Origin of the sequence: Tenacibaculum sp. 47A_GOM-205m, assembly GCF_000518405.1 — a bacterium.
In the GTDB taxonomy this organism is placed as follows: domain Bacteria; phylum Bacteroidota; class Bacteroidia; order Flavobacteriales; family Flavobacteriaceae; genus Polaribacter; species Polaribacter lutimaris.
Genome location: NZ_KI912431.1, coordinates 196,650 through 208,774, shown reverse-complemented (window position 1 = coordinate 208,774; position 12,125 = coordinate 196,650). Strand labels below are relative to the sequence as shown.

At 32.4% G+C, this 12,125-nt stretch carries 10 protein-coding genes and 2 tRNA genes; 2 read left to right on the top strand and 10 right to left on the bottom strand.

The window, feature by feature from the left end:
* Positions 1–41: 41 nt before the first annotated feature.
* From N534_RS0113100 to N534_RS0113080, 5 genes are all read right to left on the bottom strand, one after another.
* The gene (locus N534_RS0113100) at positions 42–2,441 is read right to left on the bottom strand and encodes a TonB-dependent receptor (RefSeq protein ID WP_028892909.1); all 2,400 of its coding nucleotides are present in this window, start codon (positions 2,439–2,441) and stop codon (positions 42–44) included.
* A gap of 114 nt (positions 2,442–2,555) precedes the next feature.
* Positions 2,556–2,638 (bottom strand) — tRNA-Tyr (locus N534_RS0113095).
* A gap of 47 nt (positions 2,639–2,685) precedes the next feature.
* Positions 2,686–2,758: transfer RNA gene (locus tag N534_RS0113090), tRNA-Lys, on the bottom strand.
* A gap of 133 nt (positions 2,759–2,891) precedes the next feature.
* Positions 2,892–3,656, bottom strand: a complete 765-nt coding sequence (locus N534_RS0113085) for an ABC transporter ATP-binding protein (RefSeq protein ID WP_028892908.1) — start codon at positions 3,654–3,656, stop codon at positions 2,892–2,894.
* On the bottom strand, positions 3,656–4,396 hold the full coding sequence (locus tag N534_RS0113080) for an ABC transporter permease (protein ID WP_028892907.1): 741 nt from the start codon (positions 4,394–4,396) through the stop codon (positions 3,656–3,658). Before N534_RS0113080 ends, N534_RS0113085 begins: the two co-directional genes overlap by 1 nt.
* Before the next feature lie 119 nt (positions 4,397–4,515).
* Between N534_RS0113080 and pafA the strand changes: the two genes are divergently transcribed.
* Positions 4,516–6,153 (top strand): alkaline phosphatase PafA, encoded by a 1,638-nt coding sequence (gene pafA / locus N534_RS0113075; protein ID WP_028892906.1) that lies wholly within the window; start codon positions 4,516–4,518, stop codon positions 6,151–6,153.
* Between the two features lie 97 nt (positions 6,154–6,250).
* Here pafA and N534_RS15225 read toward each other — a convergent pair whose 3' ends face one another.
* The 5 genes from N534_RS15225 to N534_RS0113050 form a co-directional block, all read right to left on the bottom strand.
* A complete protein-coding gene (locus tag N534_RS15225) occupies positions 6,251–6,406 on the bottom strand; it encodes a YqaE/Pmp3 family membrane protein (protein ID WP_081728322.1) in 156 nt (51 codons plus the stop codon).
* Between the two features lie 66 nt (positions 6,407–6,472).
* Entirely contained in the window at positions 6,473–8,971 is a 2,499-nt protein-coding gene (locus N534_RS0113065) for a M14 family metallopeptidase (RefSeq protein ID WP_028892905.1), read from the bottom strand.
* A 110-nt stretch (positions 8,972–9,081) separates the two neighbouring features.
* Positions 9,082–9,702, bottom strand: a complete 621-nt coding sequence (locus N534_RS0113060; RefSeq protein ID WP_038006099.1) for a thioredoxin family protein — start codon at positions 9,700–9,702, stop codon at positions 9,082–9,084.
* A 6-nt stretch (positions 9,703–9,708) separates the two neighbouring features.
* On the bottom strand, positions 9,709–10,221 hold the full coding sequence (locus N534_RS0113055) for a TlpA disulfide reductase family protein (protein ID WP_028892903.1): 513 nt from the start codon (positions 10,219–10,221) through the stop codon (positions 9,709–9,711).
* A 130-nt stretch (positions 10,222–10,351) separates the two neighbouring features.
* Positions 10,352–11,140 (bottom strand): S1/P1 nuclease, encoded by a 789-nt coding sequence (locus N534_RS0113050; protein ID WP_028892902.1) that lies wholly within the window; start codon positions 11,138–11,140, stop codon positions 10,352–10,354.
* Positions 11,141–11,262: 122 nt separating this feature from the next.
* Between N534_RS0113050 and N534_RS0113045 the strand changes: the two genes are divergently transcribed.
* Positions 11,263–12,123, top strand: coding sequence for an SPFH domain-containing protein (locus N534_RS0113045; RefSeq protein WP_028892901.1), 861 nt, complete (start codon positions 11,263–11,265; stop codon positions 12,121–12,123).
* Positions 12,124–12,125 lie beyond the last annotated feature (2 nt).

Sequence of the window (12,125 nt, the reverse complement as noted above, 5' to 3'; positions counted from 1 at the left end):
GCAATTTACTCTTTTTAAAAGATTATTAAACTTCAAAAGTGTTAAAAATCTACTATAACGCCAATACGTGGTAAAGCTCTTCCTGTTGTACTTTCTATTTCCTCTAGTAAATACCTTGAACTATCATTAGGATCGGTTACTCTACCATTTCCATCTTCAATAGGTAATAAAAATGGTTGCTGTTTAGAGCTACTAGCATATATATTTTGAACATCTAAATATAGGTTTATGGCTGCTTTTTTTAAGAACCATGTTTTATCTACACGTATATCTAGTTGTGTATACGTATCTAATCTTTCTGTATTAAGTTTGGTATAATCTAAAATTCCGCCGTTTTGCACATCGTAATTATCTTTTAAAGAAGAAGCACCTAAATCATATGGTGTATAAGGTTTACCACCAACTAATCGAAACTTAGTTCCTATTTCCCAATTTCTGTTTAGTTTTTTTCCTGCTGTAATTGTTAACAAGTGTTTATTATCCCATGTTGAAGGAATATATCCACCTTGTGCATCTTTAAACTCACTTCTTACAAAGGTATACGACGCTATTCCATACAGTCCGCTATATGATTTTTTCTGTGCTAATAACTCGAATCCATACGCTCGCCCTTCAGATGTTGAACTCACTGCTTCATTTCCTATAATGCCAAAGTCAGCACCTAGGTTTGCTAAACTTATCTGATTTCTTAACGAGAATGGATAGTCTTTATATCCCTTATAAAACCCTTCAAAAGTTATTTTTGAGCTTGCATTGGGCTTGTAACTTAATCCACTTACAAAATGATCTGATTGTATATACTTCAATCCATTTTTGTTCTCAAATTCGCCTATATCGTTTTTATATCCTAATACTGTATAAGACGGTAATTGATAGTAACGACCTACTGAAGAACTCACCATCCATTTTTCAGACAGATTATAGCTCAACGACAATCTTGGTGAAAATTGATTGAACGGATTTTTCATTTCTGAATTGTAATCTATACCATCCACTCTAAAGCCTAAAGAAACTCCTAATTTTTCATCTAAGTATCTTTTTGATACTTGTCCGAAAACTCCATATTTAACAAAATTAATTGCTGAATTAAAATCGTAGATCGTTACTCCATCTGAGTTAGCATTTTTCTGATAATTGTTATTCGTATATCTTGCAGTTTCCAGGTTAAAACCTAGATTGAAATCAATCTTATTGTCACTTTCAAAGCTGTTTTCATATCGTAATTTATTCTCTATTTCTTTTGATGAATAATTTAACAGTAAATTCGCTGGTTTTTCTTCATTTAAAAAATATTTTACCGCCTTGTTTTTCCACTCATTTCGACTAAGTACAACTAAATGTGTTGAGTTTGGTGCAAAATACTTATAACTGGCACCTACCGTATAATTCCATTGACTATTTACAGGAACAGAGTTTAAAATAACTTTATTTCTCTTTATTGTTTCTAAATCTGTTTCACCATCATTTACCTCTTTATTTATTTCAAAGTCATCAATAGCTCCCAAAGCAACTATTGATAATTCACTGTTTTTTGATAATTGTGATTTAACATTTACTTGAAAGTCGCTATATGTTGGCAAAAAAGGAAGTTTTATCAACTTAAATAAAAACTGTAAATACGATTGTCGAGCAGAAAAAATAAAGGTTGTATTCTTACCTAACGGACCATCTAAGGTAATTCCTGCGTCTGAAGTTCCAATAGTTGCTCTTGTGTTTAGTGAATTTGGATTTCCTCTTTTTTGAGTAAACTCTATAACAGAACTTAAAGAGTTACCTCTATTTGCTGGAAAAGCACTTGAATAAAAATCTACCTTACGAATTAAATCTGCATTCATAATTCCTACCGGTCCACCAGTTGCCCCTTGAGTTTGAAAATGATTTATTACAGGAACTTCAATTCCATCTAAATAAAACTTATTTTCAGAAGTTGCTCCTCCTCTAATAATAATATCATTTCTAAATCCAGGATTGGAGGCTACTCCAGGAAAAGATTGAATAACCTTTAAGACATCTCTATTTCCTCCTGGGTTCTTTTCTATTTCTGCTATACCCAAACTTTGAAGTGATAATGGGCTATCTACAGATTCTTTAAATAATGGTGCTTGTATTTGAACTTCTTTTAACTGTGCTGCATCTTCAATCAACTCTAAGGTTATATATGGCGAATTATCTTTAGTAACTAAATACTCATCAGAAATTAACGTCTTATAGCCGACAAAAGAAGCCTGTATTTTATTATACCCCAAAGGAACATTATTCAATACAAACTCTCCTTTTTCATTTGAAACTGCTCCTATTTTTGTTCCATATACCAAAACATTAACAAAAGGAAGTACTTCTCTTGTTTTAGAATCAATAACCTTTCCTGAAATTCCTCCTTCATTTTGAGACACTCCAGTAAACGACTGAAGTAAAACCAAGAGTATCAACACTTTTCTCATATCAAAACATTTAAGACTTAACAAAAATACATTTTTTGTTTAACAAAAAACAAAAAAAGATAAACAAAAATATATTAGAAACAAAAAAACTCAATCGTTATGATTGAGTTTTAGTGGGGAGAGCAGGATTCGAACCTGCGAAGTCGTAAGACAACGGAGTTACAGTCCGTCCCATTTGGCCGCTCTGGAATCTCCCCAAAGCTTTTAAAAAAAGCTTCTCAGTAAAATCGAGAAGCTTTACTAGTGACCGGGCTGGGGCTCGAACCCAGGACCCTCTCCTTAAAAGGGAGATGCTCTACCAACTGAGCTACCCGGTCATTTTTTGCTTTTGCTTTTCTGCGTTTGCGGGTGCAAATATAGAAGGTTTTATTGTTCCCACAAACATTTTTTAGAAGTTTTTTTGAAAAATTTTTAATGTTTTTTGTTACCTATTAATTAACAGAAAGTTACCTAAAGATCATTTAAGTATGCTTTTCTAACTTTTTTAAATAAATTTGATGAATACACAAAATCTACCACTGCTTCATTATCTGTTTTGAAGATTTCTTTGTGAGATCCTTCCCATGCTTTTACTCCATTTTTGAGAAAAACAATCTTATCTCCTATCTCCATCACCGAATTCATGTCGTGTGTATTTATAACTGTGGTAATTTTATATTCATCCGTAATTTCTTGAATTAGGTTATCTATAACAATAGATGTTTGTGGGTCTAATCCAGAATTTGGCTCATCACAAAATAAATATTTAGGATTCATTACAATCGCACGAGCAATTGCTACACGTTTTTGCATTCCTCCTGATAATTCTGCTGGAAACTTTTTATTCGAGTTCTCTAAGTTTACACGGTTCAACACAAAGTTTACCCTATCTAACATTTCACTTTCAGGCTGCTTTGTAAACATTTTTAAAGGAAACATAACATTTTCTTCTACTGTTTGCGAATCGAACAAAGCACTTCCTTGAAATACCATTCCTAATTCTTGACGAAATTGACGCTTATCTTCTAAAGTCATATCGACATTAGCAAGTCCATCATACACAATTGTTCCTTCCTCTGGTGTATGTAAACCAATTAACGATTTTAAAAACACTGTTTTCCCAGAACCACTCTGACCAATTATCAAACTTGTTTCTCCTGGTTTAAATGAAGTTGTAATTCCTTTTAAAATCTCAACACCATTAAATCCTTTATGTAAATTATTTACTTCTATCATTAGGTCAATAACATTTGAGTTAAGAAATAGTTTGCTATTACGATAAGTACTGTTGTCCAAACAACCGACTGTGTACTTGCTTTTCCAACCTCTAATGAGCCTCCTTTAACAAAATATCCATGGTATGAAGGCACTGTAGCAATTAAAAAGGCAAAGACTACTGTTTTTATCAACGCATAGGTTATAAGGAACGGATCAAAATCCATCTGAACTCCTGTAACATAATCAGCTCCAGAAAACAGACCCGATAAAACTCCTGCTACCCATCCTCCAAAAATTCCTAAAAACATTCCTAAGATTATTAAAAAAGGATAAAAGAATACAGTTGCTATTATTTTTGGCAACACTAAATAATTTAGTGAGTTAATCCCCATTACTTCTAGGGCATCTATTTGCTCAGTTACACGCATTGTACCTATACTTGAAGTAATATACGACCCTACTTTACCTGCTAAAATAATAGAACAAAATGTAGGTGCAAACTCCAAAATTACAGATCGTTTTGCTGCAAAACCAATCAACGATTTTGGTATAAACGGACTTTCTAAATTCAACGCAGTTTGTAAAGCGATTACTCCTCCAATAAAAAACGATATAAATGCAATAATACCTATCGATTTATGTCCTAATTCATCTATTTCTCTAAATAAAGCTTCACGAAACACTCTTGCTCTTTGGGGTTTAGTAAAAACCTGTTTTAGCATTGCAACGTACTTACCTATATGCTCAATGTAATTCATTAAACGAAATCTATTTTTTCTTTCTGCTAAAGTATTAAAAAACCATTAACTCATCGCCTTATTTAAGAGTTTTAGCTTTCTTTTTATGTACCTTTGAGTTTTAATTTTTAAAGAATAAAATGAAAAAAATAGCTTTTTTACTAGCCATCGTATGTATTACAGGTTGTGCTACCGCTCCTCAAAAAAGTACCCAAAAACCAAAACTGGTTGTAGGGGTTGTTATTGATCAAATGCGATATGATTATCTTACTCGTTTCGCTAATAGATATGGAAATGATGGGTTTAAACGTTTACAAAGAGAAGGATTTTCTTTAGAAAATGCTCATTATAATTACATTCCTACCTACACAGCTGTAGGACATACTTCTATTTACACAGGAACTACACCAACACACCATGGAATTATTGGTAATTATTGGTATGATAAATATTTAAAGAAATCTATTTACTGCGTTGATGATAATAATTACAATACTGTTGGAAATGATGGTGAAGGCGGAAAAAAATCTCCTTACAGAATGTTAACCACTACAGTAACCGATCAGTTAAAACTTGCTCAAAACATGAGAGGTAAAACGATTGGTGTGGCAATTAAAGATCGTTCGGCTATTTTACCTGCAGGACACACTGCTAATGCTGCTTATTGGTTTGATGGAGGTGATAAAGGACAATGGATTTCTTCTTCTTTTTACTTAAATGAATTACCAACTTGGGTACAAGAGTTCAACGCTTCAGGAAAAGCTGATGAATATTTAAGTAAGCCTTGGGAAACTTTATATGATATTAGTACTTATACACAAAGTATTGAAGACGACAACGATTTTGAAGTTACTTTTAAAGGGCAAGAAAGACCTGTTTTTCCTCATGATATTCCAACATTAAGAAAAAGCAACAACAACTACAGTATTATAAAAGGTATTCCTGCTGGAAACTCGATTACTACCGACTTTGCTAAAGCAGCTATTATTGGTGAGAACTTAGGAAAATCTGAGTTTGTTGATTTTATTGCAATCAGTTATTCTTCTCCTGATTATGTTGGACATCAATTTGGAGTTGCTTCTAAGGAAATTGAAGATACATACTTACGTTTAGATCAAGATTTAGCTGAGTTATTCAAGTTTTTAGACACGCAAGTAGGAAAAGACAATTACACCTTATTCTTAACAGCTGATCATGCTGCTGTACAAGTTCCTGCTTACTTAGAATCTTTAAAAATACCTGCGGGCTATGTAAAACCTGTAGCTTTTAAAAACTTTTTAAATGAGATTACGGTAAAGCACTTTAAATCTGACGAAATCATTGAAAACATTTCTAACTTTCAAGTCTTCTTAAACAAAGATAAGATTAGAGAGTTAAACCTTAACTATGAAAATGTAGCACAAACTATTGCTGACGAAGCTATTAACCATAATAGAATTTACAAAGCTGTTACTGCTAGAACCATGCAAACTACTACGTTTACGAACGGAATTTTACATGTGTTACAAAATGGATACAACCAAAAGTTTTCTGGTGATGTAATTTTAGTTCCAAATCCTTCAACTATTGCAAGCAGCTCTAGAAAAGGAACTACACACGGTTCTGGTTACTCTTACGACACACACATTCCTATGATTTTCTACGGAAACGGAATTAAACAAGGTGTTTCTAAAAAGAAATATGAAATTGTAGACATCGCTCCAACGATTTCTAATTTATTACAAATTGAATTTCCAAACGGTTTCACAGGAAAAGTTATAGATGAAGTTCTTGAATAGAGAATTTAAAACCAAGAAAATAGGAAACGCCATTTTGACAAACTCAAAATGGCGTTTTTAATTAATTCATCTTCAAATTCTCAAATCAACATATTGTTTAATTTGGGTTGTTTAATATAATTAGTGCTGCAATAACTCCTGGAACCCATCCGCAAAGTGTTAGTAGAAACACTATTAAAATAGATCCACAACCTTTACCTATCACTGCTAAGGGTGGAAAAAAAATTGCTAATAAAACTCTTAATAAACTCATAGTACTTTTTTAGTTAGTATACTTAAAAGACGAGTTAATTAGAATTTTGTTACACTTCTAATTCTACTACATTAACTTTCCAAAGAAAATAGCGTTCATCAATAATTTGTTAGTTCCAAACCAAAATGCTCTAAAGTTAGTATTATCAGTAAAAATGATTACTCTACCACTTCCTAAGCGTCCTGCTTTAAACGGAACGGTGTTTTTCAATTCCTTTAAGTTCTCTTTTGAAATATAACCACTCAATAAAGGATTATTTGTATACTGAATTGGATTGTTATAACTCTTTGTATCCGCTTGAATAAATTGTTTAGTATTTCTAAACAAAGCTATGTTATCATTTTTGTAACCAAAATTGATTGGATGTGAGCGATCAATCTTTGCTTCAAAAATTGCTCCTCCTATTACTTGCGCTCCCGATTGTAACGAACGATTTTCAAACGATACATTATTAACAGAATCTATTTTAGTTTTATTAAACTTCACATCAATAAATCCTTTGTTCGATAACCAGTTTACTGCATTTCTATATCCGATTAACACGCCACCATTACGCACCCATACCTTTAATTTTTCCTCTAAATTCTTGTCAAGCGAGCGACTATTAGGAACAATAATCGTTGTATACCTATCAAGGTTTACTCTCGTAGCATAATCAGTATCTAACTTTGTTAATTTCATATTGTATCGTTGATCTAACAAATGCCAAATTTCTCCTGCATCATAACTTGTTACTCCATTTCCTACCAACATCGCTACTTTTTGTTGCTTTACTGCTTCAAAATTTCTACTTCCTAGGTCAATTCCTTCATTCAACCCTGTAGATACTCCTTTAATTGCAATATGATTTTCATTCGCTACTGTGCCTAAGAAATCAAATAATTCATTTCCATTTAATTTTTGATTTTGAGCTGGAATAAAAATGGTTCCATAGTCGTATGAATTACCATCATTTGTAAACTTTTTCATCGCTACTTTCGCTCGTAATCCTTTTTCTAAAATCGCATTTAAAGCTTTTGGTGTATTGTATTCATTCCAAGGAAATAAATATCCCACACTACTTTTTTGTTGAATTCTCCCTTTCTTAGGTTGTAATTCAGTTATCTCAACTCCTGCTTTTGATAATGAAATATCATCCGAAAAATCAACTCCAAAAGCATGATTAAATGTCCATGCAGACACATCATAAAACAAGCTGTCTTTAAATTTCGTTTGAACAGCAAACATCGCTTTTACCAATCGATGATTTTTTTGGTTCATCGGTACTACATAGCTATACCCTTTTTTGAAGTGTTTTCCATTCGATGTAAAATCTTCTTTTAACTCATGAAATTTTATCTGATGACGTTGTAAGACTTCTGCTAAATGATTTGTTTTTGTTGCATCTTTTTCATCTCCAAACACAATAGCATTGTTCTTTTCTGAACTTCTTGAGTTTTTATAAAAATCTTGTTGGTATTGTAAAATTTTAGTTCGCATGTTTTTAGCAGCCTCTAAAGTTGATAACGCTGCTGTAAACTGGTTACGAATTGTAAACGGAAAGGTTAGCACTCCGTTTTCACTTTCTTGCGCATGCCCACGAGAACTTCCTTGTTCAAATAAAATTCCAATACTTCCATTAATATCAGGGAAAGTTGATCCTTTTCCGTAGTAAAAATCATCAAAGCTTTCTTCTGAATAATAGGTTGAACCAATTTTATCGAATGCTTTTGCATGATACGTAGCGATTTCTTTAGTTAACTTCTGATTCATTTTTGGAGTTAACGGATTTGTTCTACTCGGAATTCCTGGTTGGAAAAAGAAGGTAGAATTCGTTCCCATTTCATGATGATCGGTTAAAATATTCGGCAACCACTTATGAAAAGTTTGAATTCTTGCTCTACTCTCAGGCAACTGAACTGGCAACCAATCACGGTTCATATCAAACCAATAATGATTAGTTCTTCCCCCCGGCCAAACCTCATGATATTCTCTATCATTCGGATCTGGATTTATATTATTTGCCTTATTTGTATTTGCCCAATATGCAAAACGTTGTAAACCATCTGGATTCATCGCTGGATCAAAAAGAATTACTGAGTTTTCTAATAATTCTTCAATTTTTTGCCCTTCTCCCGCTGCTAAATAATAAGCGGCTGCTAACGCTGCATTGGTACCACTTGCCTCATTTCCATGAATTGAAAATCCTTGATATACCACAATTGGACTATCAGAAACATCTACAGAAGCATCATTTGTGGCTTTGATATGCTTTTCTCGTATTGCTTCTAAATTTTGATGATTTTTTGGGGAAGTAATTGTTAACAATACTAACGGTCTTCCTTCATAAGTTGTCCCTCTATTTTCAAATGTTATCCTATCTGAAGATGTTGCCAGTGCTTTCATGTACTCTACCAATTTATCGTGAGTTACATGCCACTCTCCTACTTCGTGCCCTAAAATAGATTTTGGCGTAGGTATATTTTGATTGTAGGAAACATCTTGTGGTAAGTAATAATTTAAATCGACTGTTTGTGCTGTTAATGCTGTACTAACAAATAGTAGTGATAGTAATAATTTCTTCATTATTTTAAGTTGATTGTGTTAACTACGATTAAAATCGCTTGTGTATAGATTTTGTCTAAATAATAAAAACCCCACATAAAAGTGGGATTCTTTTATCCTGTTGGTGTTTATTAACTATTTCTTTTATCTTTTATAGAACATCCAATTGCTCTGGTATCTGTTTTTGTTGGCTTTTCTCCTTTTAACAAAGCATCTACCGCGTTTTCAACGAAACGTTCCTTTACATTATTTTCGTTACGAGAACTATCATCAATAGCGCCAATGTATTCAACAATTAATTTACCTTTCTTTTTATTCAATATGTAAACATGTGGCGTTTTAGTTGCTCCGTATTTTGGATACACCTCTTGATCTTCATCAAACAAATAAGGAAAAGTAAAACCTTTCTCTTTTGCACGCACTTTCATCGCTTCAAAACTATCTCCTTTTGAAACCTCTGGGTCATTTGGATTAATAGCTATTACAGGAAACCCCTTCTTTTTATATTTCTTATCTAAAGCAATGATTCGATCTTCATTTGCTACCGAATACGGACACATATTACACGTAAACACTACAATGAATCCTTTTGCTTCTGAATAATCAGCTAAAGAAACCATGGTGTCGTCTATATTTTTTAACGCAAAATCTGCCGCTTCATCTCCTACCTTGTATCCTTTTGAAGGATTAATAGTAAATGCAGATATCGTTGCAACTACTAACAATAACAATATTGTTTTAAATGTTTTCATAATTATTTAGTTTAAAAAGGTTTGTAATTCGTGTTGTAACTCTTTATAGCTAAATGATTTCTCGTAAAACTTTCTTTTTTTCTCATTGTAAATTAACGTTGCTGGTATAGAACCTGACCAGTTTTCAGCAATATCTGGTATCCAAAATTGTTCATTTGCATCGTCAAAATGTAGTACTTTAGACTGTAAACTTTTCTTCTTAACAAATGGTATTAAGTTACTTTCTTTCTGTTTAGGAAAATCTAAACTCACCAAAACCACCTCTACATTTTTATCTTTATACGCTGCGTTTAACTTTTCAAAAGCAGGTAGTTCTTTTACACAAGGCATACACCAAGTTGCCCAAAAATTAACAACATAGGTTTTATCGTCATTTTTATGTAACAAGGGTTTTAACTCTTCATAATTTAACGTAGCTATTTTAATTGATGACTCTATAACTTCATCTGTTTCTTTAGTTTTTTTTTCACAAGAAAACAACATGAAACTCCCCAAAAAAAGTATTAGAATTTTATGCATCTGATATTTGTTTCCTCTCAAAATTAACTGATTGTGGTATTTAAAAAGTAGAATTAACGAAACATTAACAAGAAAAAAGCCCGAAAAGTTAATTTTCTCGGGCCTTTATTATCAGTAATACTTTTATTTTTTAGCTATAAATTTCATTTAATAGTTTAGCTAAACGTAATCCTCCTTTTTGTAATTGTTCTCTTACTACAGGAAAATAAACATACGAATAACGGTAACGTAAATTTTCTCCTACCTCAACAGATTTATATACCTCTTTGGTAATTTTGTGTGTGTCGTGTAACCAATCTACAACAGTTCCTTGTTGAATTACTTTTACCTGCTCTTTTGATAATTGCTTAGTGTTATTAGCTAATTCAATATAGCTCATATCCCATTTATTAAGTAAATCCTCATCCCAAACTCTATGTAAATTTGAGCCTTTACCGTGCCATTGAACTTGTATCTTATTCCCTCCTAAATCCTCTTTTTGACCTATGTGCATTGGCTGATGTAAATCTCCTACTAAATGCACTAACATTTTTAAGTAAAAACGTTTATCTTCTGTAGAGCTATTTTCATCCTTTAACACTTTTATACATTTCTCAATACCCGTAACCATATCTCCTTCAGGATTCTTTTCGGTATCTTCATAACGAGCATCTAATGGCATATTTACATAATGCCAAGTATAAAATTTACCATATTTCTTTCTATCAGATTTTATTTCATCTGCATAAGTAGACACAAACGCTAAACTTTCTCCTTGTAATAGCTTTTCTATTTTCTTTTTAGCTTTTTTTGTCAGGTGTTTTTCTGCTATCTTTCCTGTAGCTCTGTGACCAGTTGGTCCCCATACATCTTCGTTATTAGCTACTGAGGAAACACTTACCAAAAAAGCAGCGAATACTATTAAAAATTTTGTCTTCATGAATAGTTTAAATTATAATCGGAAGCTAAATTATAAAAATAATTCCTCAAAAATTTGGATTTAACAAAAATTAAAACATATCTTTATGATATCATTTTAATATCACTTTAATTAAAACAAAAATGAAAGCAGAAAAAATCATCAAACCAGCCAATGGGTATTTAATGTTCTTTATTGTACTTATACTTTTTATAAGCGGAATTACATTAACAATTAAAACCGAAAATCCAGCATTCCTTTTAATTTCTTTACTAGCTTTTATACTAGCCTTAGGCTTTATTTTAGTAAACCCAAACTCCTCTAAAGTTTTGTTATTCTTTGGTAAATATGTAGGCACAGTAAAACAAAATGGATTGTATTGGTCAAACCCTTTATACAAAAAGAAAACTATTTCATTAAGAGCTAGTAATTTTGATAGTGAGCGTTTAAAAGTGAATGATAAACTTGGAAACCCAGTAATGATTAGCACCATTTTGGTATGGCGCGTTACCGAAACTTATAAAGCTGCTTTTGATGTAGACAATTATGAAAACTTTGTTCGTGTACAGACAGATGCTGCTGTACGTAAACTAGCAAGTATGTATCCGTATGATAATTTTGCTGATGAAGGTCATGAAGAAGACATTACCTTACGTTCAAGTGTAAATGAAGTAAGTGAAGCTTTAGAAAAAGAACTAGAAGAGCGTTTAGCTATTGCGGGTATCGAAGTTTTAGAAGCACGTATTGGTTATTTGGCCTATGCTCAAGAAATTGCTAGCGCCATGTTAAAGCGTCAACAAGCAACCGCTATTGTAGCAGCTAGACATAAAATAGTACAAGGTGCTGTTGACATGGTAGAAATGGCTTTAGAAGAGCTAAACAAAAAAGAAATTGTTGACTTAGACGAAGAACGTAAAGCCGCAATGGTTAGTAATTTACTAGTGATTTTATGTGGCGATAAAGAAGCTGCACCTGTAGTAAATGCAGGAACATTGAATCATTAAAA

Bases quoted from the DNA above. Each gene is read 5' to 3' on its own strand.
- N534_RS0113100 (WP_028892909.1), bottom strand. From the start codon at position 2,441: ATGAGAAAAGTGTTGATACTCTTGGTTTTACTTCAGTCGTTTACTGGA.
- N534_RS0113085 (WP_028892908.1), bottom strand. From the start codon at position 3,656: ATGATAGAAGTAAATAATTTACATAAAGGATTTAATGGTGTTGAGATT.
- N534_RS0113080 (WP_028892907.1), bottom strand. From the start codon at position 4,396: ATGAATTACATTGAGCATATAGGTAAGTACGTTGCAATGCTAAAACAG.
- pafA (WP_028892906.1), top strand. From the start codon at position 4,516: ATGAAAAAAATAGCTTTTTTACTAGCCATCGTATGTATTACAGGTTGT.
- N534_RS15225 (WP_081728322.1), bottom strand. From the start codon at position 6,406: ATGAGTTTATTAAGAGTTTTATTAGCAATTTTTTTTCCACCCTTAGCA.
- N534_RS0113065 (WP_028892905.1), bottom strand. From the start codon at position 8,971: ATGAAGAAATTATTACTATCACTACTATTTGTTAGTACAGCATTAACA.
- N534_RS0113060 (WP_038006099.1), bottom strand. From the start codon at position 9,702: ATGAAAACATTTAAAACAATATTGTTATTGTTAGTAGTTGCAACGATA.
- N534_RS0113055 (WP_028892903.1), bottom strand. From the start codon at position 10,221: ATGCATAAAATTCTAATACTTTTTTTGGGGAGTTTCATGTTGTTTTCT.
- N534_RS0113050 (WP_028892902.1), bottom strand. From the start codon at position 11,140: ATGAAGACAAAATTTTTAATAGTATTCGCTGCTTTTTTGGTAAGTGTT.
- N534_RS0113045 (WP_028892901.1), top strand. From the start codon at position 11,263: ATGAAAGCAGAAAAAATCATCAAACCAGCCAATGGGTATTTAATGTTC.